Genomic DNA, 23,857 nt, shown 5'->3' on the forward strand with positions numbered 1-23,857 from the left:
TACCCCCGTCCGCAAAAACAGCCCGGTTGCCCGAGCCGTATCGCAGACCTGCTATGTTCAGACTTAGATTTTATAACCCATTAGCGCGCATATATACATGCGGAATCGAAAAACTGTATGTCCGAGCACTCCGATACGCCAATTGCCGAGGAGTGTTCCCAACTGCCGACAGAAAAGGAACGTCCCTATCTGCCATCTACGCGCTTGGCCATCCAGGCATGGGGTTGGCCCTCGTCTTCGTAGTCAACCGGGGCAATTTGTGTGTAGCCAGCCTTTTCATAGAGCGGCAACACGTATTCCTGCGCGTGCAGCTTAATAAGTTTAGCGCCGGCATCGCGTGCGCATGTATCGCTGGCCTCGACGATCGCGCTTGCCAACCCGCGACGACGCATAGCCGGCAGCACGGCGACGCGCCCCATAATGTAGGTCTCCCCCGCAGCGACGCCTTCGTCCAAGTCGCACGCCGGTGGCACCGGAGCCTCCGCATCTGCCGCGCGCTCCAGCTCCTCGGGAAACACGCGCGAGCAGCCGGTGAGTTGGCCATCCACATACAGCGTCACATGGATGCAGCCCGGGTCCTCGTCAATCTGGTCAAACTCGTTTTCATAGCCTTGTTCGTCCATAAAAACGGCGCGGCGCACCAGCGCCGCGTCCTCAAAGCAACCTGTCTTAAGTTGGATATCCAAAGCGGCCCCTTTATCGGTGTTCTTCGCCTTAGCCATGCCTATTTACCACCTTTCATAGCCGGAATTCGGCCAACAACGGGAATACCCAGGAGCTCTTCTGCCTCTTCGGCACCGCGGATGCGCATGTTGAGTATATCTGCCAAAACAACGTAGGCAATTGCGATAAAGACGCCGGCAAGGAACGCAACGGCAACATACAGCAAGCGCTCGGGGTCGCTCGGAGACTCAGGGGTCTTGGCTTCATCGACCACGTTAATGCTCTGGGCGGCGCCAACATTCTGAGCAACCGTGCTTACCGAGTTGGCCATTGCCCTTGCAACCTTGGCCGTCTCCTTGGCATCGGTACCCGTCACCGAAAGCGTAATAACGCGCGTCGTGGTCTCGGACGAAACGGCAATCTTGTAATCATCCAGATCGGAAAGGCCCAGATCCTTGGCAGCACCGCTCTTAACGCTATTGCTGTCGAGCAGCGTGGCGATATCGTTGGAAAGCATCTGGCTCGCCGAAAGGTCGTTATAGCTCATCTGACCGCCGTCGGTCTTAGCGAGAATGTACATGCTCGTCGTGGCGGTGTAGGTATTGTCCATCATGGCAAAGGACGCGATACCCATGACGATCGCACAGACCACCGGAAGGGTAATGACCAGCTTGAGATGCTTTTTAAACAGCTGGAACAATTCGAGAAGGGCCATGCAGCGTGCCTTTCAGTTCCCGAGTTCGTATTGACAAAACTGTCCATTTGTTATCGCATCTTTTTCCCATGTCCAAACTCTATACATAAGCTACAGCGCTTATAACAATGTTGCGCAACAATAACGCCGCACCGGCAACCTCGATGCGGCGTTTACATCAAGGCCAGCGGCCAAGCGCTATGCAAACGGCTCTTTCTGCTGTGCGGGAAACGTCACCGTGATGGTTGTCCCCACCCCCGGCTCACTCGACAGGTCGATATTGGCATGATGGTACAGGGCGGCGTGCTTGACAATGGCCAGGCCCAAACCGGTTCCGCCACGCGCCTTAGAACGACTCTTGTCCACGCGATAAAAACGCTCGAAAACTTTACCCTGCTCCTCGGGCGCAATACCGATACCCGTATCGGCAACAGACAGGTACGGATGACCCTCGTCATTGGTCCCGCAGCGCAGCGTGACCGTACCGCCAGGTCGGTTGTAGCGAATGGCGTTGCTTGCAAGGTTGTAGATCAGCTCGTCAATCAGGCGCGGCACGCCTTCGATCACCATGGGCTTCGTCTCGTGCCCAATGGTCACATTCGACTGCCGGGCAACTTGCTCAAGACGCTGTTCCACCGTCAAAATGGCGCGAGAGAGCTCGATGGGTTCTGTGGACCCAATGGGCACCGCCTCGCCCTCGGATGCTCGCTCCGCCTCGTCCAAGTTGGAAAGCGTAAGAATGTCGTTGACGAGCGCTGCCAGGCGGCCCGCCTCGCGATAGATGCGGCCACCAAAGTTGCGCAAGTCGTCCTCGCCCTCAACCATGCCGTTTGCAATAAGCTCGGCATAGCCCGAAATCGCGGTAAGCGGGGTCTTGAGCTCATGGGTGATATTGGCCGTGAACTCGCGGCGCATTCGGTCGTTGTCCGCTAGCACCGCCATTTGGCGCTTGAGTTCCTGGCGCTGCGACTCGATACGCTCAAGCATGGGGACCATCTCGGCATAGGCGTGCTCATAGCTACGGCGTGGGTGGTCCAAATCTACCTCTTGCAACGGCGCGATGATTGCACGGGACTCACGACGCGCCATAAAAAACGAGAGTACTGCACCCGCTGCTGCGATAAGCAGCATCGGCGCCACCATCGACAGCAAAATCGCCGCAACGCCAGGCTGGGCTTGCGCCAAGCGGACAACCTGGCCGTTATCAAGGGCGACGGCGCGATACAGCATAATCTCGTCGAGCGTAGAGCTTGCGCGCTCCGCGGAACCCAAACCATTCTCAAAGGCCTCGATGACCTCGGGGCGATCGCCATGGTTGGGCAGTGAGGAAGGCGACGCCTCGTTGTCGTAGGCAACCGATCCATCCTTGTTAATCAGCGTAATGCGCAAGTCCTCGCGATCGAGGCTACGCAAGAACGGGATGGGCTCCTGCTGTTCGTCGAGGGCGGCAGCAATGAGCTCGGTTTCCTGCGCCAGATTGGCACTCGTGGCATCCGCCAAGGTGTTTTGCACAAAGAACGCACCCAGCACCGTAAACGCCACGATAACCGCCATGGCGCAAACAAAGATCGTTACAAAAACGCGGTGCGACAGCGTATGTTTTCCCTGGGGGGCGAAGACCACGGGTTACTCCTCCGATGCGCTGGCCGCGGTGTCGTCACCTTCGGCACCGTCACCGGCAGAAGGCTCGGCCAAGCGGTAGCCCACGCCGCGCACGGTCTCGATGGCGCTGGCATGCTCGCCCAGTTTTTGGCGAAGCGTCTGCACGTGCACGTCGACGGTGCGCGAACCGCCGTCGAAGTCCCAGCCCCACACGCTCTGCAGCAACGACTCGCGGGTAAAGACCACACCGGGCTTGCGCATGAGGTACTCGAGCAGGTCGAACTCGCGCAGGGTGAGCTTAAGCGGCTCACCGGCAACGGTCACCTCGCGATGGCTGGGCGAAAGCACGATATCGCCCACGCTGAGCACATCGCTCGCCTGCTTGACCATGCCGCCGCGACGCAGCAGTGCGCGGCAGCGGCTCGCAAGCTCCATGAGCGAAAACGGCTTAGTCAGATAATCGTCGGCACCGCCATCGAGCGCCATCACCTTGTCGAGCTCGGTATCCTTGGCGGTAAGCATCATGATGGGCACCGTCTCCGTCAGGCGATCGGCACGCAGGCGACGCATAATCGCCAAGCCATCGGTATCGGGCAGCATGATATCGAGCAGCACGGCATCGGGCACCCGTCGCGCCACGGCAGCCTTAAACTCACCGTCGCACGAAAAGCCTTCGGCCTCGATCCCCTGCTTGCGCAGTGCATAGACCGTCAAATCCCTGATGTTGTCATCGTCCTCGACGTAATAGATCATGTTGAACCCCTTTGCGGCCGGCATGACCGCATCTTAATCCTAAAGGTACCTTTACTAGATGGTATCAGCCAAAACGCCCCGTCAAATAATCCGCCGTACGCGGGTCAGTAGGATTTTTGAAAAGCTGAGCGGTGGGCGCGTGCTCCACCAACTCACCTAGCAAGAAAAACGCGACGGAATCGGATATGCGCGCCGCCTGCTGCATATTGTGTGTAACGACCACGAGCGTGCAGGTCTCTTTGAGCTCGCAGGCCAGCTGCTCCACCACGAGCGTCGACACGGGATCGAGCGCCGAGGTCGGCTCGTCCATCAACAGAATATCGGGCCGCACGGCAAGCGCACGGGCGATGCACAAACGTTGCTGCTGTCCGCCCGAAAGCCCCAGACCAGACTCCTTGAGTTTGTCCTTGACTTCGTCCCACAGGGCAGCGCGGCGCAGGGAATCCTCGACCAGCTCATCCAGCACAGCGCGATCGCGCACACCCATACCGCGGGGGCCATAGGCGACGTTGTCGTAGATGCTCATGGGAAACGGGTTGGGGCGCTGGAACACCATGCCCACGCGCTGGCGAAGGCGGCAGATATCGTAATCGCCCAGGATATCTTGACCATCGAGCGCAATCTTGCCCTCGATGCGGCAGTCCTTGATGCCGTCGTTCATGCGGTTAAAGCAACGCAGCAACGTCGACTTGCCGCAGCCCGAAGGACCGATAAACGAGGTAATCTGCTTGTCGCGGATCTTGATGGACACATCCTTAAGCGCGTGGTGATCGCCATAGAACAGGTCGAGGCCCTCGACATCGATGCGCGTCGGCGAGGTGGCAAGGTCCTCTGCCGTGGGGCGAGTCGCATCCCCAATTTCGCGCTCATGCGCGGCCTCGGCCTGCGCTTCCATTAGCTCCTCGAGCTCCGTGGGCCCCACAGCCGCAGCAGCCGTCATACCGCATACCTCCACATCGATATCAAATCAGCAGTATCGATAGTAAAAATAGCAGCTCATATAGTCGTGAGGGTATTGTCAAGTGTTTGTAAGGACCTCCTCGATACGCGACGGGCAATCATATCGACCGTGCACACCCAAGCGTCCGCTCAGACACGAAGATAAACCGCACGCGCCAAACCCCAAGCGACACAGCCGGTAAACGATATACTCTAGAGCCAAAGGAGACCATCCCGTCGAAAGCGAAATCAGTGAAGCATCTTACCCCTCTTGTAAAGCGTTCCGCGCAGCTGACCGTTGGCCTTGCCTGCGCCGTCGCCCTTGTCGCCGGCATTCCGTCCGTCGCCGGTGCCCAAGTGCTCACGACCGATAACATTTGCGGCAAAGCCGCCGATGCACGCGGCATTGCAGCCGAAGACCTGCCCGATATCGATGCCTCCAATGCGTTTGTCATGGGTAAAAACGGCACCGTCTACTATGCCCGTAGCGCCGACGAGCAAGTCAAAATCGCCTCGATCACCAAGGTCATGACTGCAATCCTCGCGGTCGAGAACTGCAAAATGGACGAGAAAATCACCGTGAGCAACGCGGCGGCAACCGTAGGCAACTCGACCGCGGGACTCCTCGAAGGCGACGAGCTCACCGTCGAGCAAGCGCTACGCGGCCTGATGATCCCCTCGGGCAACGACGCCGCCATCGCGCTTGCCGAACACGTGGGCAAAAAACTTGACCCCAAGACCAAAGATGCCGTCGCTACGTTTGTAAAAGCCATGAACGAGCGGGCCAAGAAGCTCGGCTGCACGGGAACGCTCTTCGAGAACCCGCACGGGCTGGATTTTGACGAATGGGCCGGCGATATGCATTCAACCGCACACGATGTGGCATTGATGATGCAAGAGGCCATGAAGGACGACACGATTCGCGAAGTCATGGCGAGCAAAGATCCCTGGATCGAAGTGACGGGCGCCGACGGCTCCGATCATTCGCATTCCATGGATACGCACAATGTTTTATTGGGCCAAGACGGCAATATCGGCGGTAAGACCGGCACCACCGACGATGCCGGATACTGCTTTGCAAGCGCCTACAATCGCGATGGCGACGAGATCTATACCGTTGTCTTGAACTCCAGCACCACCGACCAGCGTTTTGCCGATACGGCCACACTTGCTAGTTGGTATTACGACCACAAGGTAACGGTCGAAATCGCCAATACGCAAAAGAAGACCGCCAACGGAAATCCGCTGATGGCACGTGTCAGTCAAACCGACTGGACAGACAAAACGATCGACGCCACGCTTGCCGACCCCACCGCGCAGGCAACGGTGTTCTCACTCGCCGGCGAAGTGACCGAAAAGGTTAGCTACGATGACCTTTCGGGCACGGTGCATGTTGGCGATAAGGTGGGCAGCGTTACATTGAAGCAGGACGGCACCAAGATTGCCGTCATGGACCTGGTTGCCGACGAGGAAGGAACGGGGCCCAATCCCATCGAGTGGCTGCTCGTGAAGCTCGACCGCCTGGGCCGCCGCATCGACAACCGCCCGCTCACAGCCGAGAGCGAGACCGTAGCCAAGGCTCCTGAGGTGTAGGGCCAAAGCGATATCACATCGAACCAAATGAGGCGTCCAACGGGGCGCCTCATTTTGAATACCTCTTAAACGGGATGCGTCAGAATCAACAAAGCGACATTGCTAGCCGTTTACCTTCGCTGTGTCTTTTCGGATCTTGAAAACGGGTCCGCCGGGCATGCTAGTAGATCCTTTCGACCTCCTTGGTCAAGGCCCTGAACAGATCCCCAGTTGAGGGGTCTGCCCCAGGACACAGCGATTGCCAGGCACCCGTTTCTCCGATGGTGCCCGCACTCGTCATAACAAGATCGTCGCTCCGCCTGCGAATGGAGACACTAACGGAGCTGCCATTATGGAACCCATGGATATCGACTTTATTTATGCGCCCATCAGCTAGATAGCTGATAATGACATTGATGCTGTCACCATACTCCGGCAATTCGAAGCCGTGGGAATCCATCAATAGCTTCACGTCCTGATGGTAAATCCGGGCCTCGACGACATTCTTGGGCATTTTCCCCGTCTTTGTTGGAGAGCAAAAGCTGATGCTTGGCTCCTCTTCGCTCATGCCTCGGTCAAACCTAAGCATGCACGGGCATACCGACTCAATGGTTCGCAAGGCGTCCGCCGCGACCTTTTCCTCGGTAAACATCTCCACATCGATGCCGTTTTCTTCCATATAGGCACGGTTTTTGCGTTGAAGCTCTAGCCGAGCCGCAGCCTCCCCATCTCCACGCTGCTCCCAATTTCCGGAATCGGCGACATTTCGATCGAATGTAGAATCAACGGAACACGGCGCCCGCTGTTGAGTCGAATCGCTGTCGCCGAAACGCCTTAGCTCGGAGCGTCTCATCAGTAGTGTCACAATATCAAACAGCCAACCAAATCCAAAAAGACCAAAGGTAAAGAGATATAGAGAGAAGCTGCCCCACATCCGCGCATACGCCCTATGGGCGCCCGACCATCCGAGAAGAAAGCATAACAAAAGCGCCTTGTTTGCTCTGTCAACCGACGTGATTTCTCGAACAAGAGATTTCTGTTCAGGCTTCGCCAAAGGTATGACCTCGTGCGGTGGGACAGATGTTGAGGACGCCCTTGACGCCGAGCGTCGACCGCCTGATTTAGAGACGGCACGAGCGACATCCCCAACCCCGACAGTCGTCCTACTGTATACGGCATTGTAAGCGGCTTTCTTCGGATTCTTGATCCATCCCATGCCCTTCTTACCATAGCCGGGGATTATCGCCCGCTTTACCGCGCGTTTCGCCCTGCCAGTCGTCCGGGCCTTGAGTGATGACTTTAGGTTCGGCTTACGCAGCCCGATCTTTACCATGTTCCTACTCCATCCCCTCGGAGCCCTTCCCCATGCCGCGACATCAACAAAACGGCGAATCGGACCTTCGACCCAAAGGTAACACCTTTACGATTTTCAGCATCGTGTCTCATGGCCAACTACGGCCAGATAGACAACTGCTAGAAATACAGAATAATGCAGTAAATAGAAAACGTCCCCTGAACTGAGATAATCCAGAGGACGCATTAGCACGATGAGCGGAAAACTGAAGCGTTTAGGCATGCTTCGAACACCCTCCGCGCTCGCCTGAAGTCCGCGCTCCCGTTCTTCGCACTAAAAAAGGGCCCCAAATGGGACCCTTCTTTAAAGTCTTACTGGCGGAGAGCTGGGGATTCGAACCCCAGATGCCCTTTTGGGGCATACTCGCTTAGCAGGCGAGCACCTTCGGCCTCTCGGTCAGCTCTCCGTAACAGCCGTTCTATAGTAACCAAACAGTCGAGGATGGGCAAGAGGGAATTTGGAGCGATTCCATTTTTACCGTTCCCGTACCGCCTCCAACAAATAGTCGCGCATATACGGAATTGCAAACGAAACACAGCCATAGCCCGCAGGCTCAATCAACCCCGCATCGATGAGACGTTTACGATACGAGCCGACCTTGTTCGCCGGCAACCCCATCTTCTTGGCGATATCACCGTTGGCAATCTCATCGCCCTCGCATTGAGCCATTGCCGCGAGATACTGAAACTGTCGCTCTGAAACCCTGCGCAGCGCCGGGGCAATCACCATAGCATTAAAGCTATCAAGAGCTGCTTGGATACCTTTACGCGCGGACCCTTCGTTCACGCTCTCCGCCCCGCTGCGCGCAGCAACCTGCCAAGCGTAATATCCGACCAACTGGACCATAAAGGGATAGCCTGCTGAAGCCTTTGTTAATAGCTCAGCGGCGTCTTCATCGAGCTCCTTGCCCGCTCGTCTCATTGTATCCTCAAGCGATCCACCGACTTCAAAATCGGAGAGACGAGTGAGTTCGATATGTTTTGCCCGCTGAAGGAAGGTAAGGGTATCATCAACCACCACGCCATCCACCGATGTTGGCAAGCCGGCGAATGCAAAAGCGACATTCGCCCCTTGGCGAATCAAAAGCTGCATCTCATTGCCCAGCTCGCGCATTTCCTCAGTTGAGGCATCCTGAATCTCGTCGAGCGTAATGAGCAGACCTCCGCGCTTCGCGGCATCGTACATTGCCTCGCCCAGATGAGATGCCGACTTCGATACCTCAACGGAGCCAAGGCTGACTCCTAGAATTGATGGGGAAATCGACATTGACTCAAGACGAACATTTCGCTGTAGAGCCTCGAGGATTCTACTGCAAAAACCGGCATTCGAGGCGACGTCAACAACCTCGAATCCTTTTTTTCGCGCAAGATCACCCAATGCATTGAGAAGCACCGTTTTACCTGTGCCTCGGACGCCCGAGATGCGCATGAGTCGATCGGGAGCACCAGGACCATTCTCAAGGGCCTCGGCAAAATCATCCAAAACAGCGTCACGTCCGATAAGCTCAGGCGGATTCATGCCCGCCGTTGGCTTAAAGGGATTAATGGCTTTCGACATTCGACCCTCCTCTGCTAGTTTTAACAACTTTAACAAAGTTTAGCAACTTTAGCAGAGTTTAACAGGTTTAGCAGACCTAGCCGCTTTTGACCTTACCGGTCCTGCTGGAGCCACCCACCTGAGCAAATACAAATGGCTCCATTCAATTTGTCGGCAACCTGCTCGATACAGTAATTCGTACTTTAATTCGCTACGACTTAATTCGTTATACCTTATCTATACGCAAATGTTCCCGGTACGCCGGTAGCAGTAGCCCCTTCGTTTTGTCGGCATGGTGAGCAAATGGGATGACAAGCGCGGTCCAGCCCTTCTATGCCGCTCCTACCCCAACGACCGGCTGAGGGAGCCGAGCTCATCGTTTCCCATCGTGCGCCACATTTGGAAGATGCAGACACGTGCCAGGAAAAAGAAACCGTTATCGACCAGCTGCACAGCAGCGTCTGCCAGCTGGTTGGACACGGCGGGCACCGGCGGCAGTTCGAGCCCCGCCTTACTGATGGTCTCAACCGCTTCCTCGAACGTCGGTGGCTCATTGACACCCATCTCGTTCATAAGGCCCTGCATTTCCTCCAGTGCGTTGCTACCCGACTCCTCGCCGCGCGGTACCAAGCGGTAGCACGCCAACGCCAGCTCGAGCTGATCGCAGTTCCAGTAGGCAAACGCTAGGCGATAGAACAGGTAGCCGATTGAGGAACGGTCACTGGCAATGCGCAGGCCGTGGCGCGCCACCTCAATGACCTCGTCATAGCGCTCCAGACGCGCCAGCACGTTGATGAGTGCAAAGTGTGATTGCATGGATGAGCGCGCCAGATCGTAAAGATGACGCACCTCGGGCAATGCCCGCTCAAAATCCTCCTGATCGGCGTAAAAGCTGCAAATCTCATGCTGGGCAAAGTACAGCGCATCGGGAGCGCGCAAAATACGAACGGAGCGGTCTTCCTCCATTACCGGCAGCACCATACGCACCAGTTGGTTGTCGCAAAACAGCGTCTGGACCGGTCCTGTCGCCAAAAGCTCGGCAACGGCGCACTTGGCCTCCAGCTCCTCAACAAGACGGGAAAAGCCCTCAAACGCACCCGCGCGGTCGACTTTTGCCCGCTCGCGCAACTCAGCGACGCGCGCCACATACGGGTCATCGCCCTCCTCCATAACCTCAAGCTCATCAGCCGTATCGGCAAGCAGCAGGTCGCGCAACGCCGGCGGCAGCGAACGGTGGTCGTCACGCGGGCGAGCATGAACCTCAGCGGGCTCAATCGCATCCGGCGCGTCCGACTCATATGCCTCAAGCATGCGCTTGCACGGCATATCATCCATATCCATGCTTTCAAAATTCTTAGCGGCGGGAACGCAATTGGCCAGATAGGCCGCACGCCCAAAGGAATATGTTGCAATGATGCGCTCGCCCTGCTCGCCATCGGGAGCCGCAATCTGAACGTAGCAGCGCGCAATGCGAGCGCCCGAAGCAAAGCAAGCCGCCGCGAGTGTAAGCGCAATGCGCGCATCGTGCTCGGTGGCCCATGCTGCGCGCTTAGGCTCATCCACCTCGCGCCAGGCATCATCTTGAGCATCGTATTCGCGCTGCGGCAAAGCATCGACAACCGTGCGGCCAAATCGAACCAGCATGATGCCCTCGGCGACGTTCGCTCGATAGATGTAGTCGAGTCGCGTGACCACGTTGAGTGCTTCTACGATACGTGCAAAGCGGGTGCGAACGTCCCACTCGCCACCCGGCTGACACGCAACCGTCCCCGGTTTGGCCCACGGGTTGTCATTCGACAGCGTTTCGAGCAGGTGAGGAACGTCGTTTGTCGTCTTGCTGATATGCCATAGATCAAAGAGCGAGCAGCCCTCAAAGCTTGGCGACGAGGCAACGGGGCCCAACCCCGCCCCAATACGCTCAAGGATGCCGGAGAGGCGGTTAAGACGACCCTCGATAGCAAGCAGCATGTCAATCTCGTCTTGGTCCAGCAGGCTACGATCAAAATTGAGATAGAACAGCTTTGAGCGGTCGATACGCGCTAGGCCCATCTCGGACTTGGCAGCGATGGTGCGCAGTCGGGGCAAATCGACCTCGCTCATAAGGGCGGCGGCATAACGCTCGATACCGCTCGGATTATCGGCATGGTCAACGCGGTAGAGCAACGTCTCGATAGCATCGGGGAGCGGTGCCGTGTTAAAGCCCAAAAACACCTCGACCGGCTCGGGCAACTTTACGAGTTTGATCTTGTTGGCGGTGTTTTTTATACCCTCATCGAGCTCGTCGGCAGGTACCGTGTTCGCAAGGGCGTTTTTGGGGTCGGCAAATATCACGTAGCGCAAGAACATCGAGGCCATAAACTCGCCATAAGGGAGAGCACGGCTCGAATTCCATGTCTCGTGGTCGGACTGCTCACGCATGGCCCCTTCGGGAGAGCCGACCGTTCGCGCGCAAGCGCGCATTGTGCCGTTGGCTCCCCGCACCAAAATCTCGCCAACACTGGAATCGGACTCGTCAAGGACCAATTTCATGTCGGGGTTCTTGGGCAATGGCACTTTCTGAACAGGGCCGTCAACCTTATAGACCTCACCTGACACGCTCACGTAGCCCAAAAGCGATATGTGGCTTTTGCCTACGAATTCGACGACGTAGCAAGACTCTTTAGGATCCTCGCCAAAAACTTTCCAGACAACACCATACGAGCGCCCCGCGGGTTGCTCTGGCATCGATGGAAAACGCTTTTTGGGGTCGAGAAACCTGAGCTTGTATGTCGGACGCTCTGCCACGAAATATCACCCTGATCGGTCGTCTAGCGAAGGAGTGGTCGCGGATGGGCCGCGACATCTACTCGGAATCTTACACGAGTCGATAAGAAATAGTCTCCCGCGGGCGGAGGCGCACGATTCCAGTCGAGTGTCTGGGGTCGAATGGCGGCGTAAAAGAAAAGCCCCCGTTGCCGGAGGCTTTAAGCTCAATTGGTGCGGCGTATAGGATTCCGCGCATCCGCTTCGCGGATCCGCACCGGCTTCGCCCGCCTGCCGGCGCGCTCGCCCGCTCGCTAAAAACGCTCCGCGTTTTCTTTACGCTCGCGCCTCGACCGAGGTTCGAATCCATGCACGGCTTCCAAAAAAGAAAAGCCCCCGTTGCCGGGAGCTTTAAAGTCAATTGGTGCGGCGTATAGGATTCCGCGCATCCGCTTCGCGGATCCGCACCGGCTTCGCCCGCCTGCCGGCGCGCTCGCCCGCTCGCTAAAAACGCTCCGCGTTTTCTTTACGCTCGCGCCTCGACCGAGGTTCGAATCCATGCACGGCTTCCAAAAAAGAAAAGCCCCCGTTGCCGGGAGCTTTAAAGTCAATTGGTGCGGCGTATAGGATTCGAACCTATGACGTTCTGATTCGTAGTCAGACCCTCTATCCAGCTGAGGTAACGCCGCAACGCACGGATTATTATGCACGCGAGGCCCCGACGGGTCAAGCGACAATTTGAAAAAATTTTACGATGTGGTGATTATGCTGCTCGCGCCTCGACCGAGGTTCGAATCCGTGCATGGCTTCCAAAAAAGAAAAGCCCCCGTTGCCGGAGGCTTCAAGTTCGATTGGTGCGGCGTATAGGATTCGAACCTATGACGTTCTGATTCGTAGTCAGACCCTCTATCCAGCTGAGGTAACGCCGCAGCGCAAGACATATGAAACCATTTTAGTTAATTGGAGTCAAGCACAATCTTGATTTTTTTCTAGACCATTTTCCTCATGCAGCTCCGCATGTATCACCGTTTCCCATACGATCGATCGGCTTTTCAACCACATCGAACCCAACGCCGAGTTCCTTCAATAGCGAGCGCACCCGCTGGGCGCAATCATACTCGGCAAACGAGATACTCAGCATGCGTGCCACCTGGCTAGAAGTCCCGACTCCATAGAACCGTTCGAGTGTTGCAAGCCCTTCGTGCGTCACAAAGGTCTCAACTACATGTGGCGACTCCTCAAAGCACCATTGGGTCAACGGACCCTCGCTCGTTTGCCTCACCACCAAGCCACCCATACCCGATGGCTCACACGTAACTAGCAGGTGCTCCCCACCTTCATCGCTCTCAAATAAAACTACCCGCTCATCAAACAGGTCCATCACATCCCCCTTCTCCCGCTCGTATCTAGTAAAAGCATAGCAGGTAGACGAGCGTATACAGAACATTTGTTCGTGTATTTTGTATTGAGCTGTCCGCGCGACATGGTAAGGCTCCGCGCACAAAAAAGGCGCCCCGGATAGGGGCGCCCCCGCAAATCGCTTATGCAGCAAACCTACGCGACCGGCTCGATCTTCTCGAGGCCGCCCATGTAAGGACGCAGAACCTCGGGGATCGTAATGGTGCCGTCGGCGTTCTGGTAGTTCTCCAGAATGGCGGCCATGGTGCGGCCAGCCGGCAGACCGGAACCGTTAAGGGTGTGCAGGTAGCGCGAGCCCTTGAAGTTCTCGGGATCGCGATACTTGATGTTGGCGCGGCGGGCCTGGAAGTCGCCGCAGTTGGAGCAGGAGCTAATCTCCTTGTAGGCGTTGTAGCTCGGCAGCCAGACCTCGATGTCGTAGGTCTGACGGGCAGAGAAGCCCAAGTCGCCGGTGCACAGGCTAATCACGCGATACGGAAGACCCAGCTGCTGAAGCAGGAACTCGGCCTCGGCGGTCATGCTCTCGAGTTCCTCGTCGGACTCCTCCGGCTTGGCAAACTTGACCATCTCGACCTTGTCGAACTCGTGCTGGCGGATGATGCCGCGGGTGTCGCGACCAGCGGAGCCGGCCTCCTCGCGGAAGCAGGGGGTGAAGGCGGTGTAGCGGCGCGGCAGGGTGTCGGCATCGAGAACCTCGCCGGCGTGCAGGTTGGTAAGCACGACCTCGGCGGTGGGGATCAGGAAGTTATCGCCCGAGACATGATAGGCGTCGTCCTCGAACTTGGGCAGCTGGCCCGTGCCAAACATGGTCTGGCGCTTGACGACGATGGGCGGCCACCACTCCTTAAAACCACGGCTAGTGTGCGTATCGAGGAAGAAGTTGATGAGGGCGCGCTCCAGACGGGCGCCGGCGCCACCGAGAACGGTGAAGCGGCTACCGGAGAGCTTGTTGCCGCGCTCGAAGTCGAGGATGTCGAGGTCGGTGCCCAGATCCCAGTGCGGTTTAAAGTCGAAGTCGAACTCACGCGGGGTGCCCCAACGACGGCGCTCGATGTTCTCGTCCTCGTCCTTGCCGTACGGGGTGGCCTCGCAGGGAATGTTGGGCAGGTGAGCCATAAAGTCGTACTGCTCCTGCTCGAGAGCGGTGCGGCGCTCGGCCAGACCGTCGATCTTCTCGTTGACGGCGCGCACGGCCTCCTTGGCGGCCTCGGCCTCGTCCTTCTTGCCCTCCTTCATCAGGGCGCCGATCTTCTTGGACTCGGCATTACGCGTGGCCTGGAGCTCCTCGACCTCGGTGATGACGGCACGACGCTCATCGTCGAGCTCAAAGAACTTCTCGCGATCCCAAGACGTCTGGCGGTTAGCCATGGCGGTATCGATGGCATCGGGGTTCTCGCGAACAAACTTGATATCAAGCATTAGATCCTCCGGCGATATACATTCCATTTAGGTTGCAACCTTGTACATGTATGGGCAAGTATATACTTATGAGCGTTTACGACCCAACTCAACTACGCAAGAAGGCACCCAATGGACGCAGTTTTTTCCTTTTTGTTTGGCACCCGCACCGGTTTTGCCATCCTTTTCGCCGGCGGCATCCTGCTGTTTGCGATTCTTGCCTTTGTAATGGAGAAGCGCACCCATAAGCTCTACGTCGACCGCGGGCCCAAATCCGAAGAAGATCAAGACAGCTTCTGGGACTAACCTGCCATTTAGGGACAGGTTTATTTTGGTCGGTTTTATCTGGGCAAATGCAAGCGCCCCGCAACCGGTATCAACCCGGTTGCGGGGCGCTTTTCGCTATAGAGATAAAACCGCAGGAAAAACCTGCCAAAATAAACCTGTCCCTAAATGGCAGGTTTACTGAAGGGTGGCGTCGATGGCCTTGACCAGGGCGCTGCGCATGCCGGCGTCCTCGAGCGCGACGACGCCCTTGATGGTTGCGCCGCCGGGCGAGCACACGGCATCCTTCATCGCCGCAGGATGCTGCCCAGTTGCAAGCTGCAGTTTCGCCGTACCCAGAACCATCTGGCTCACAATGCGATAGGCGTCAGCGCGCGGAATGCCGTGCTTGACGGCCGCGTCGCCCAGGGCCTCAATCGCCATGGCAACAAATGCCGGGGCGCAACCGCCCACGGTACCACCCACAAACAGCAAGCTCGTATCGAGCTCAACGACAGTGCCAAGCTTTCCGAGCAGGTCGAGCACCACGGCACGCTGCTCGCCGTTGAGCGCAGAGGACTTCTCGCAGGCAATGACGCCCTCGCCCACCGAAACCGGTGTATTGGGGACCGTCGAGATGTGCGCGACACCCGGCAGAACCTGCTCCCACTTGGCACTGTCCCAAGTCCAGGCGACCGAAAGGACGACCTTATCGGCAAGAGTATCCTTGAGCGGAGCGAAGACCTTCTCGATCATGTACGGCTTGACCGCAGCAACCACGATATCGGATACAGCGACAACCTCCGCCGCATCACGACAGGCAAGTATCCCACGCGCCTCACAGCGCTCAACCAGGGCATCGTAGCGGCCCGCGCAGGCACACATGTCGCTCGCAGCCACACCGGCGGCAATCCAGCCATCGGCCATAGCGCTCGCCATATTGCCAAAACCGACAAATCCAATCTTCATATCTCATAGTCCTCTCAGACAGGTTCTTCAAATCGAGAGCTATTGTCCCACGGCATTGTTTCGTGTTGCCGACCTATTTGTGATACGGCTCACCACGGCTAATCTTGCAGGCGCGGTAGACCTGCTCCAGCAGCACCACGCGCGCCAAGTTATGCGGCAAGGTAATGCGTCCAAAGCTGAGCATTTCGTCAGCTCGTGAGCGAACATCGTCGCTCACGCCGTCCGATCCGCCAATCACAAAGGCGATGTCGCTGTTGCCTCGCAACATAAGATCATCGAGCCGCGCCGAGAGTTCCTCACTCGAGCGCTCTTTGCCCTCAATGGCCAGCAGAATCACATGCGCTCGGGGCGGCAGGGCTGCAAGAATCGCCGCTCCCTCCTTGTCGCGCGCGGCATCCACGCCGCCCGCCTTGGCCGGGTCGATATCGGCCACCTCGCGCATATCCACCTTGGCATAGGCGCCCAGGCGCTTGGTGTACTCGGCGCAGGCATCCTTCCAAAAACGCTCTTTGAGCTTACCGACGCATACAACGGTGCACTTCACGCGCGCCTACTCCTTCGAATCGTTTTGAACTTTGCCGGCGGTCAGCATCTGCTCGAACATAGAGGCCGACTGCGAAAAGTCGCTCGGCAGCACGACCGTCGATGTTTTACCCGTGCGAGCGAACTCCGTCATCATCTCGGACCATTGCGTAAACATGAACAGCTGGTTGGCCTCATCGTTGCCGACGCCCGTCTCCTGGATAATCTCGAGCGAATCCTTGATACCCAGCGCGATGGCCTTGCGCTGGTTGGCGATGCCTTCGCCCGCCTTTTCCATTGCCTCGGCCTCGGCGGTCGCCTCGGTAACGCGCTTGATGCGGTCGGCCTCAGCGAGCTCCTGCGCAGCAGCGCGCTTACGCTGGGCGGCGTTGATGTCATTCATAGAGTTCTCGACCTCGGTCGGCAGCGCGATCTTGGTGATGAGCGTCGACACGAGGGTAAAGCCGTAGGCGGCCATCTGCTCGGATACGGTGGCGTTGACGTCCTTGGCAATGTCATCCTTCTTGGCAAAGACCTCATCAAGGGTATAGACAGGGATGGAAGAGCGCAGGGCATCGGTAATGAAGTCGCGCATCTGGTCGACGGGCTCCTGCAGCATGTAGTAGCTCTTGTAGATGCCCGAATCTGCCGGGCCGGCTCCCATGTCATAGCTCACGTGGTACTGAGCAGAGACCTCAAGGCCGATAGTCACGTTGTCCTGGGTCTTAACGTCGATCCCAAAACCGTTTTTCATGGTGCGCAGACTCACCGTGGCGGCCTTGCGGTCGATCACGGGCACCTTCATGTGGAAACCCGCGTTGACGATGCGGTTAAACTTGCCCAGGCGCTCGATGATCACAGCATGCTGCTGTTCAACGACATAGCAGGCGTTGGGAAGCAGTAGCAACAAAATGATGATGGGAAGCAGAAGGCTCGTAAGGGCAGCGATAATACCGGATAACAGCATGGTCTCTCCTCCGATGGGCACACGTTGGCACTAGGATACCCGCACAAAGCAGCCATGTGACACCATCAGGAAGCCCATAACAAAAAAGCTCCCATTGCTGGGAGCTCTTTCAATCAATGGTGCGGGCGAAAGGACTTGAACCTTCATGGGGTTGCCCCCATACGGACCTGAACCGTACGCGTCTGCCAATTCCGCCACGCCCGCGTGCAGGAATTAGAATAACGGAGCGCCACCGTGAACGCAAGACTATTTTTGAAAAAGTTTGCAGGCATTGTCCCACGCAGCTTGCGCAATTGCCTCTGCTTTCTCTCCAGTACGATCGACACGGTCATTAACCAGCGCGTTTGCCGTGATGGAAATCATTGCCGGCTCACACTCAAGACCGCGAATGGGCTCCGGCGCCATATAGGGACAATCTGTCTCGAACAAAATACGGTCGAGCGGGGTCGCCGCGAATGCCTCGCGCACATCATTGTTGCGCTTAAAGGTGGCCGCGCCGCCATAGGCGATGTAACAACCCAAATCCACAAAGCGCTCCATCGTGGCGCGATCCTCGCCAAAGCAATGCAGCACGCAACCGGCCTGAGGCACACCCACCTCGCGCAGCACGTTGTACGCATCCACATGCGAGGAGCGCTCCTCGTCCGTGTCCTCATGACGCAGATGCAGCTCTACCGGCACATTGCGGCGTACGGCAACCTCGAGTTGGCGCGCCATACAGTCGATCTGCACGCTGTGGGGCGCCGGCGCGATGCCGTCGTCGTAATCCATGTGGTAGTCCAGACCGATCTCCCCGATACCGACGCATAAGGGATCATGAAGCGCAGCAACGACCTGTGCATGGATGTCATCGGTATAGTCCGGCGCGCCATAGGGGTGCACACCGGCGAGATACTTTATCTGCGGAATATCCCGCATCGGCAAAATCTCGCGCACCAGCCAGTCGCTATAGTCCGTCACGCTGCGTTTGTCGGCAATGGGATCAAAAATCGTCACCAACAGGTCGACGCCTGCAGCCTTGGCGCGCACAAGCGTCTCGGGTACTTCCTTGCCCCAAAACGAGAGCAGGTGCGCATGCGTATCGGCAAGCGGCGCCAAGGGCGCGGGGCAAGCAACCGTTTTCTTTTTCTTGGTAAACGTCACGCGCTCGTCATTAGGCATCATGGATTAGCTCCTGAGCCAGACGGACAAAATCGGCAACGCCAAGCGTCTCGGCGCGTGTGGTGGGCGCGATGCCGCAAGCCTCAAAGGCGGCATCGAGCACGTCCTTGGCAAAGCCGTTGGCGCTCATGGAATTGCGGATGGTCTTGCGACGCTGAGCAAACGCAGCGTCAATCACGCGGGCCACAAACTCGCGATCAAGCCCCTCGGGCGCTACGCCGTCAACACGGTCGATGCGCACGACGGCCGAATCCACATGCGGCGCCGGCATAAAGCAGCGCGGCGGCACCTCAAAGCGACCCGTCACCTGCGCATACAGGCCGAGCTTTGCCGTATAGCCGCCGTAGGTCTTGTTGCCCGGCGTTGCGGCAATGCGATCGGCAACCTCCTTTTGAACCATGACGACGGCGCGCTTGAGCGCGGGCATCGTCTGGAAGAACTGCAGAATGATCGTCGCTGCCACGTTATAGGGCAAGTTCGCGACAAATACCGTCGGCTCACCGCCCGCGGCCTGCTCAATCTGCTCCGGGCACACCTTGAGCGCGTCGCCCATGATAAAGCGGAAGTTGGCATAGTCGGCGGCATGGGCATCGAGCACCGGCTCGAGCTCGGGATCGGCCTCAATCGACGTGACGCACGCCGCCTCCTGAAGCAGCGCAAGCGTGAGCGTTCCAACGCCCGGACCAACCTCGAGCACGCGCTCATCGCCCGCAAGTTCGGAAAGCTCGCAAATACGCTCGATCACATGGTTGTCGATCAGGAAGTTCTGGCCCAGGCGATGCTTGGTCGCAAGGCCAAACTCCTCCAGCAGCTCCCTTGTTGCCGTGGGGTTTGCCAAAGGCGAAGTTGTCATAGTTGCCTCCTTAGCATGGTGGCGGCGTCTTGAAACAAAAGGGCATGGACCGTTGCGGCCATGCCCTTACACCTAAACAGCAGATTGCCGATATGGCGCGCGGCGTCTTAACCCAGGCGCGGGAACAGCGGCTCACCCTTCTCGACGGGCTGACCACCGGCAAGCAGACCCCAAGCGCAAATGCCCTTGAGATCGTCGCTCGCGGCCTCGTCCTCGCACGACAGGCGGCGCAGGGCCTCGGTAGAAGTCTGGGGCATGAGCGGCATCAGCAGGTGAGCGGCAATGCGGATGGCCTCGAGGAGGTTGTAGATCACAAACGCCAGCTCGTCGGCCTTGGCCTCGTCCTTGGCAAGTGCCCAGGGCTCGGAGTCCTCGATGTAGTGGTTGGCGGCGTGGATGAGCTCCATAACCTCGTCTTTGGCTCCACCGTAATCGAGCACGTCCATCTTGGCCATGTAGCGCCCGGCCAGGCCATCGGCGATCTTTGCCAGCGGGTTATCGAACGCATCGAACGATGCGGGCTTGGCGGGCGCGCAACCATCAAAGTACTTACCGCTCATGTTGAGCGAACGCGAGATGAGGTTGCCCCAGCTGTTAGCGAGATCGGCGTTGTAGACCTGCTCCATGCGATCGAAGCTGATAGCGCCGTCGGTGCCGGGGACCACGTCGGTCATAAAGTAGTAGCGATAACCCTCGACGCCCAGCATGTCGATAACATCCAGCGGGGCAATGGCGTTGCCACGGCTCTTGGACATCTTCTCGGCCTTGCCAGTCTCGGCATTGCGCACGGTCAGGAAGCCGTGGGCAAAGACGTGCTCGGGCAGAGCCTCGCCAATGGCCATGAGCATAGCGGGCCAAATGACGCAGTGAAAGCGAATGATGTCCTTGCCCACAATGTGGAACTGCGCAGGCCAGCGATAGGCCAGCTCGGCACGGGCCTCGTCGGTGTCGACACCGTAGCCGACAGCCGTCATGTAGTTGAGCAGCGCGTCGAACCACACATAGGTCACATGGCCCTCATCGAATGGAACCTGGATGCCCCAGTCAAAGCTCGTACGGCTCACGGAAAGGTCGTTGAGGCCGCCCTCGACAAAGCTACGCACCTCGTTCATGCGGAATGCAGGCTCGACGAAATCGGGATGCTCGTCATAGAGCTTGAGCAGCTTGTCCTGGAAAGCGGAAAGCTTGAAGAAGTAGGACTCCTCCTGCACGCGCTCGAGCGGACGATGACAGTCGGGGCACAGGTGCTGGCCGACGCTGCCGTACTCCTCGTCACCCTTCTGGACCTGCGTGTCGGTAAAGTAAGTCTCGTCGGGCACACAGTACCAACCGTCGTAGCTGCCCTTATACAGGTAGCCAGACTCCTTCATGCGCTCCCACAGATACTGCACCGCATGATGCTGGCGCGGCTCGGTGGTGCGGATGAAGTCGTCGTTGGAGATCTCGAGTTTGCTCCAAAGCTCCTTGAAGTGCGGAGCCTGGCTGTCGGTCCACTCCTGCGGCGTCATGCCATGCTTGGCTGCGGCCTCGGCGACCTTCTCGCCGTGCTCGTCCATGCCGGTCAGGAACTTGACGTTATAGCCAGCGGAGCGGCGATAGCGAGCCTGAACGTCGGCGATGATGGTGGAATAAGCCGTGCCCAGATGCGGATCGGCATTGACGTAGTAGATGGGGGTCGTGATAAAGAACGAAGGCTTGCTTTGATCCATGGGGTTTGTCCTCCAGAAAAACGTTGCATACAGGGGATGATTCTAACGCAAGGGCTGGATATCCTCCATCTATTGCATATTGAGCACCATGGCATAGACATCGCGTTTGCGGCGTGAATACTTCTGAGACAGACGCTTGGCCACCGCAGAGGCGGGCTCCCCCTCCTCGAGCGCGGCGCGGATATCCTCGCGCAGGGCCTCGTCGGGATCCGCTGCCGCTGCGCCAACCGGCACGATGCCGGTCTCCTCGTCTTCACTCGGTGGCGCGATGACCAGCGCAATCTCGCCCTTTACTTCGCCGCGAGCACGCAGCCCCTCGGCAAGCTGGGCGGCGGTCCCGCGCAAGACCTCCTCGTGCAGCTTGGTGAGTTCGCGGCAGACGGCAACCTCACGCTGGGGAAAGACCTCTGCCACGGCCTCGAGCGTCGCCACGATGCGATGTGGAGACTCGTAGAAGATGAGCGCGCCGGGCACCACGGCAAGGCGCTGCAAACGGCGTACGCGGTCGCCGTGCTTTCGGCCCAAAAAGCCCTCGAAGAAAAAATGCTCGCAGGGAATGCCGGACGATACGAGCGCCGTGACGCAAGCAGAGGGGCCGGGAATAACTTCGACGGGCACATCGGCCTCGCGCGCCGCCTCGACCAGCGCCTGGCCGGGATCGGACACGCTCGGCATGCCGGCATCCGAGGCAAAGGCAAGGGTCTCACCCGCCAGCAGGCGGTCGACCAGACCGGTGGCGCGGCTGGCGATCACATTCTCGTCGCAACGGACAAGCGGCTTGGAAATTCCCAGGTGCATCAGTAGCTTTGAGGTCACGCGCGTGTCTTCGCAGCAGATGGCATCGGCGGCGGCAAACGCCTCGCCAACGCGCGGAGACAGGTCGCCCAGGTTGCCGATGGGTGTTCCGACCACATAGAGTTTGCCCGTACGGGCGCTGTTTTGCGTCATATCAACCTATTCAATCATGCCGCGCTCGAGCGTACCGAGCGCCGCGCGGGCGTCCCATGCTGCGATGCGTTTCTCGGTCTTCCACGTTTGGAAGAACCAACCGGCAGCCGGCGCAAACGAAGCCAGCTGGTTGGCGATAAACACGCGCTCGTAGGCATTGCGGCCCTCGGGCGTAACCGACGAGTTGGCAAAGATCGCCGCGCCCGACCATTCGCCCACCAGCACGGGGAACCCAGTTGAAATCGCTTCTTTAAGCTCGCGCTTGTTACGCGAAATCGCCGTCGTCAGCCCGCGGGGGCTCGTGATGTCGAGCGCATGCTCGTCGCGGTAATGGTACAGGTGAAGGTCCATGTAGACGTTCTTGTACTTGGCGCCGCGCATAAAATGCTTCCACTCGCCGGGATGTCCTGAGGACGAAAAGACGACGATCTTATCCTCGGGCATATACGAACGGACGAGCTCGTAGGCATCGCGATAGAAATTGCGCAGGTAGTGGGCCGGAATGCCATCCGTCATGGTAAAGAGACTCTTGCGGACACTCATTCGAGGTGCATCCAGCAGCTCAATGCCCAGAAGGCTTTCGGCTTCGCCGTAGCGATCGGCCAAACGCTCCAGCACGTCGAGCGCAACGTGACGACCGTTGGTGGACGAATGCCACTCGGCAACAGCCTCCGGCGTGGTGGGCGAATCGTTGGAATCGCCCTGGCCACCGGGCACAGTCGCTAGATCGAGCAGCACGCGAATGTCGTACTTGGCAGCCCACTCAATTGCACGGTCAATGTAGTCGATAACCGAAATGTAGGACGCATCGGACTCCTGCGAGCCAAAGGCATACCAGGGCACCGGCAAACGCACGGCATTGAGACCAATCTGCGCCATACGGCGAAAATCATCTTCGCTTACGAATGTCTCATAATGGCGACGCATGCGCTCGTTATAGGCAGCAGTGCCCATGGCTTCTTGCAGTTCCGCCGCATTGGACGCACCTGTCGCCGCGTACAGCGACGGGGTCACCCAAGGCTCGGGAATAAACCAGCCAGAGAGATTAACGCCGAGTATCCTCTCCATCACGGCCCCCTTCGAATCGTGCAGGGCGAACCCGCATCGTATTGCATAGGAAAAGTATCGTTTTGAGTATACCCGCGCACACGGACAGCCGATCGAACGGTCTGCAAAGTGGCGCAAAAGTAGGAGTAATGTCTGGGCGGGCACACCCGAGATGGTACGCCAAGATGTGCACGCGCGCCGAAGGCAGGCGCCGGAAGGCGCATCCCGTTTTTTTGCTCAATAATGGAATGCATTTTCCGCCAGCGGGCCCAACCGGAAAGCATGTCCCGTAATTTCACGTCATTCCGGGTCGCATTTTCCCAAGCGCCCCTAAAGCGGAAAGCGCATCCCGCTCAGGATTGAAATTCTGGGATGCGTTTTCCGCGGGTCCACATAAAAGAAAAGGACCTCTTTGCAGAGGTCCTAGTCAATTCAAGGTGGCGGGGAAGGGAATCGCGTCCGCGCGCTGCGCGGACGGACCGCTGCGGCGCTTGCGCGCCTTGCGAGCTACGCTGGCAAACGCTATCGCGTTTCCTCAGCTCCGCGCCCTCTCGGGGTTCGATTCCGTGCGGGGGCTACATAAAAGAAAAGGACCCCTTTGCAGAGGTCCTAGTCAATTCAAGGTGGCGGGGAAGGGAATCGAACCCCTGACACGAGGATTTTCAGTCCTCTGCTCTACCAACTGAGCTACCCAGCCATTTGAGGTGTGCCTTGTTTCAAGGCTTGATTAGTATAACCAAGGACG

General features: G+C 58.1%; 20 protein-coding genes and 5 tRNA genes. 2 read left to right on the forward strand and 23 right to left on the reverse strand.

Annotated features, from left to right (window positions below; genetic code table 11):
- Positions 1 to 185 precede the first annotated feature (185 nt).
- The 5 genes from ACTQW0_RS03770 to pstB all read right to left on the reverse strand — a co-directional run bounded on the left by ACTQW0_RS03770 (position 186) and on the right by pstB (position 4,652).
- Positions 186 to 722, reverse strand: a complete 537-nt coding sequence (locus ACTQW0_RS03770; protein WP_427719041.1) for a GNAT family N-acetyltransferase — start codon at positions 720 to 722, stop codon at positions 186 to 188.
- A 2-nt stretch (positions 723 to 724) separates the two neighbouring features.
- On the reverse strand, positions 725 to 1,378 hold the full coding sequence (locus ACTQW0_RS03775; protein ID WP_441032231.1) for a YveK family protein: 654 nt from the start codon (positions 1,376 to 1,378) through the stop codon (positions 725 to 727).
- Positions 1,379 to 1,555: 177 nt separating this feature from the next.
- Positions 1,556 to 2,980 carry a sensor histidine kinase gene (locus ACTQW0_RS03780; RefSeq protein ID WP_441032233.1) on the reverse strand — a complete coding sequence of 475 codons (1,425 nt, stop codon included), beginning with the start codon at positions 2,978 to 2,980 and terminating at the stop codon, positions 1,556 to 1,558.
- 3 nt (positions 2,981 to 2,983) lie between these two features.
- Positions 2,984 to 3,712, reverse strand: a complete 729-nt coding sequence (locus ACTQW0_RS03785; RefSeq protein ID WP_441032235.1) for a response regulator transcription factor — start codon at positions 3,710 to 3,712, stop codon at positions 2,984 to 2,986.
- A 64-nt stretch (positions 3,713 to 3,776) separates the two neighbouring features.
- Positions 3,777 to 4,652, reverse strand: coding sequence for a phosphate ABC transporter ATP-binding protein PstB (gene pstB, locus ACTQW0_RS03790; RefSeq protein WP_441032237.1), 876 nt, complete (start codon positions 4,650 to 4,652; stop codon positions 3,777 to 3,779).
- Between the two features lie 251 nt (positions 4,653 to 4,903).
- On the opposite strand from pstB, the gene ACTQW0_RS03795 reads away from it, so the two are divergent.
- The gene (locus ACTQW0_RS03795; RefSeq protein WP_441032240.1) at positions 4,904 to 6,244 is read left to right on the forward strand and encodes a D-alanyl-D-alanine carboxypeptidase family protein; all 1,341 of its coding nucleotides are present in this window, start codon (positions 4,904 to 4,906) and stop codon (positions 6,242 to 6,244) included.
- Between the two features lie 160 nt (positions 6,245 to 6,404).
- Here the strand turns inward: ACTQW0_RS03795 and ACTQW0_RS03800 are convergent, their stop codons facing one another.
- The 8 genes from ACTQW0_RS03800 to serS form a co-directional block, all read right to left on the reverse strand.
- On the reverse strand, positions 6,405 to 7,277 hold the full coding sequence (locus ACTQW0_RS03800) for a TM2 domain-containing protein (RefSeq protein ID WP_441032242.1): 873 nt from the start codon (positions 7,275 to 7,277) through the stop codon (positions 6,405 to 6,407).
- A 615-nt stretch (positions 7,278 to 7,892) separates the two neighbouring features.
- Positions 7,893 to 7,983, reverse strand: a tRNA-Ser gene (locus tag ACTQW0_RS03805).
- A 68-nt stretch (positions 7,984 to 8,051) separates the two neighbouring features.
- Complete coding sequence (locus ACTQW0_RS03810; protein WP_240128712.1) at positions 8,052 to 9,134, reverse strand: AAA family ATPase; 1,083 nt, start codon at positions 9,132 to 9,134, stop codon at positions 8,052 to 8,054.
- 321 nt (positions 9,135 to 9,455) lie between these two features.
- Positions 9,456 to 11,642, reverse strand: a complete 2,187-nt coding sequence (locus tag ACTQW0_RS03815; protein ID WP_441032245.1) for a tetratricopeptide repeat protein — start codon at positions 11,640 to 11,642, stop codon at positions 9,456 to 9,458.
- An 825-nt stretch (positions 11,643 to 12,467) separates the two neighbouring features.
- Positions 12,468 to 12,544, reverse strand: a tRNA-Arg gene (locus ACTQW0_RS03820).
- A gap of 163 nt (positions 12,545 to 12,707) precedes the next feature.
- Positions 12,708 to 12,784: transfer RNA gene (locus tag ACTQW0_RS03825), tRNA-Arg, on the reverse strand.
- A 74-nt stretch (positions 12,785 to 12,858) separates the two neighbouring features.
- Positions 12,859 to 13,236, reverse strand: a complete 378-nt coding sequence (locus ACTQW0_RS03830; protein WP_441031677.1) for a hypothetical protein — start codon at positions 13,234 to 13,236, stop codon at positions 12,859 to 12,861.
- Positions 13,237 to 13,409: 173 nt separating this feature from the next.
- Complete coding sequence (serS, locus tag ACTQW0_RS03835) at positions 13,410 to 14,693, reverse strand: serine--tRNA ligase (RefSeq protein WP_118080822.1); 1,284 nt, start codon at positions 14,691 to 14,693, stop codon at positions 13,410 to 13,412.
- Between the two features lie 111 nt (positions 14,694 to 14,804).
- On the opposite strand from serS, the gene ACTQW0_RS03840 reads away from it, so the two are divergent.
- Positions 14,805 to 14,978: a DUF6724 family protein gene (locus ACTQW0_RS03840; protein ID WP_195838594.1), complete on the forward strand. Its 174-nt coding sequence runs from the start codon at positions 14,805 to 14,807 to the stop codon at positions 14,976 to 14,978.
- Between the two features lie 156 nt (positions 14,979 to 15,134).
- Here the strand turns inward: ACTQW0_RS03840 and proC are convergent, their stop codons facing one another.
- The 10 genes from proC to ACTQW0_RS03890 all read right to left on the reverse strand — a co-directional run bounded on the left by proC (position 15,135) and on the right by ACTQW0_RS03890 (position 23,809).
- Positions 15,135 to 15,905 carry a pyrroline-5-carboxylate reductase gene (gene proC / locus ACTQW0_RS03845; protein ID WP_441031680.1) on the reverse strand — a complete coding sequence of 257 codons (771 nt, stop codon included), beginning with the start codon at positions 15,903 to 15,905 and terminating at the stop codon, positions 15,135 to 15,137.
- A gap of 73 nt (positions 15,906 to 15,978) precedes the next feature.
- Positions 15,979 to 16,449, reverse strand: coding sequence for a 23S rRNA (pseudouridine(1915)-N(3))-methyltransferase RlmH (gene rlmH / locus ACTQW0_RS03850; RefSeq protein WP_370450649.1), 471 nt, complete (start codon positions 16,447 to 16,449; stop codon positions 15,979 to 15,981).
- 6 nt (positions 16,450 to 16,455) lie between these two features.
- The gene (locus ACTQW0_RS03855) at positions 16,456 to 17,394 is read right to left on the reverse strand and encodes an SPFH domain-containing protein (protein WP_117848150.1); all 939 of its coding nucleotides are present in this window, start codon (positions 17,392 to 17,394) and stop codon (positions 16,456 to 16,458) included.
- A gap of 117 nt (positions 17,395 to 17,511) precedes the next feature.
- Positions 17,512 to 17,598 (reverse strand) — tRNA-Leu (locus tag ACTQW0_RS03860).
- A gap of 42 nt (positions 17,599 to 17,640) precedes the next feature.
- Entirely contained in the window at positions 17,641 to 18,558 is a 918-nt protein-coding gene (locus ACTQW0_RS03865) for a TatD family hydrolase (protein ID WP_441031683.1), read from the reverse strand.
- Positions 18,548 to 19,408 carry a 16S rRNA (adenine(1518)-N(6)/adenine(1519)-N(6))-dimethyltransferase RsmA gene (gene rsmA, locus ACTQW0_RS03870; protein WP_441031685.1) on the reverse strand — a complete coding sequence of 287 codons (861 nt, stop codon included), beginning with the start codon at positions 19,406 to 19,408 and terminating at the stop codon, positions 18,548 to 18,550. The genes ACTQW0_RS03865 and rsmA overlap by 11 nt, the downstream gene beginning before the upstream one ends.
- Before the next feature lie 107 nt (positions 19,409 to 19,515).
- Positions 19,516 to 21,117 (reverse strand): methionine--tRNA ligase, encoded by a 1,602-nt coding sequence (metG, locus tag ACTQW0_RS03875; protein WP_441031687.1) that lies wholly within the window; start codon positions 21,115 to 21,117, stop codon positions 19,516 to 19,518.
- Positions 21,118 to 21,186: 69 nt separating this feature from the next.
- Positions 21,187 to 22,065 carry a 16S rRNA (cytidine(1402)-2'-O)-methyltransferase gene (gene rsmI / locus ACTQW0_RS03880; protein ID WP_441031689.1) on the reverse strand — a complete coding sequence of 293 codons (879 nt, stop codon included), beginning with the start codon at positions 22,063 to 22,065 and terminating at the stop codon, positions 21,187 to 21,189.
- Between the two features lie 6 nt (positions 22,066 to 22,071).
- On the reverse strand, positions 22,072 to 23,133 hold the full coding sequence (locus ACTQW0_RS03885; RefSeq protein WP_427719073.1) for a glycoside hydrolase family 5 protein: 1,062 nt from the start codon (positions 23,131 to 23,133) through the stop codon (positions 22,072 to 22,074).
- A gap of 603 nt (positions 23,134 to 23,736) precedes the next feature.
- Positions 23,737 to 23,809 (reverse strand) — tRNA-Phe (locus ACTQW0_RS03890).
- Positions 23,810 to 23,857: the final 48 nt, after the last annotated feature.

Origin of the sequence: Collinsella sp. LCP19S3_B7 (assembly GCF_052121795.1) — a bacterium.
Classification (GTDB): Bacteria; Actinomycetota; Coriobacteriia; order Coriobacteriales; family Coriobacteriaceae; genus Collinsella.

Coding starts and splice junctions, on each gene's coding strand:
- ACTQW0_RS03810 (WP_240128712.1), bottom strand. CDS start 9,134: ATGTCGAAAGCCATTAATCCCTTTAAGCCAACGGCGGGCATGAATCCG.
- proC (WP_441031680.1), bottom strand. CDS start 15,905: ATGAAGATTGGATTTGTCGGTTTTGGCAATATGGCGAGCGCTATGGCC.
- ACTQW0_RS03770 (WP_427719041.1), bottom strand. CDS start 722: ATGGCTAAGGCGAAGAACACCGATAAAGGGGCCGCTTTGGATATCCAA.
- serS (WP_118080822.1), bottom strand. CDS start 14,693: ATGCTTGATATCAAGTTTGTTCGCGAGAACCCCGATGCCATCGATACC.
- ACTQW0_RS03815 (WP_441032245.1), bottom strand. CDS start 11,642: ATGAAATTGGTCCTTGACGAGTCCGATTCCAGTGTTGGCGAGATTTTG.
- ACTQW0_RS03840 (WP_195838594.1), top strand. CDS start 14,805: ATGGACGCAGTTTTTTCCTTTTTGTTTGGCACCCGCACCGGTTTTGCC.
- ACTQW0_RS03855 (WP_117848150.1), bottom strand. CDS start 17,394: ATGCTGTTATCCGGTATTATCGCTGCCCTTACGAGCCTTCTGCTTCCC.
- rsmI (WP_441031689.1), bottom strand. CDS start 22,065: ATGACGCAAAACAGCGCCCGTACGGGCAAACTCTATGTGGTCGGAACA.
- ACTQW0_RS03865 (WP_441031683.1), bottom strand. CDS start 18,558: ATGATGCCTAATGACGAGCGCGTGACGTTTACCAAGAAAAAGAAAACG.
- pstB (WP_441032237.1), bottom strand. CDS start 4,652: ATGACGGCTGCTGCGGCTGTGGGGCCCACGGAGCTCGAGGAGCTAATG.
- ACTQW0_RS03885 (WP_427719073.1), bottom strand. CDS start 23,133: ATGGAGAGGATACTCGGCGTTAATCTCTCTGGCTGGTTTATTCCCGAG.
- ACTQW0_RS03830 (WP_441031677.1), bottom strand. CDS start 13,236: ATGGACCTGTTTGATGAGCGGGTAGTTTTATTTGAGAGCGATGAAGGT.
- ACTQW0_RS03785 (WP_441032235.1), bottom strand. CDS start 3,712: ATGATCTATTACGTCGAGGACGATGACAACATCAGGGATTTGACGGTC.
- ACTQW0_RS03775 (WP_441032231.1), bottom strand. CDS start 1,378: ATGGCCCTTCTCGAATTGTTCCAGCTGTTTAAAAAGCATCTCAAGCTG.
- rsmA (WP_441031685.1), bottom strand. CDS start 19,408: ATGACAACTTCGCCTTTGGCAAACCCCACGGCAACAAGGGAGCTGCTG.
- metG (WP_441031687.1), bottom strand. CDS start 21,117: ATGGATCAAAGCAAGCCTTCGTTCTTTATCACGACCCCCATCTACTAC.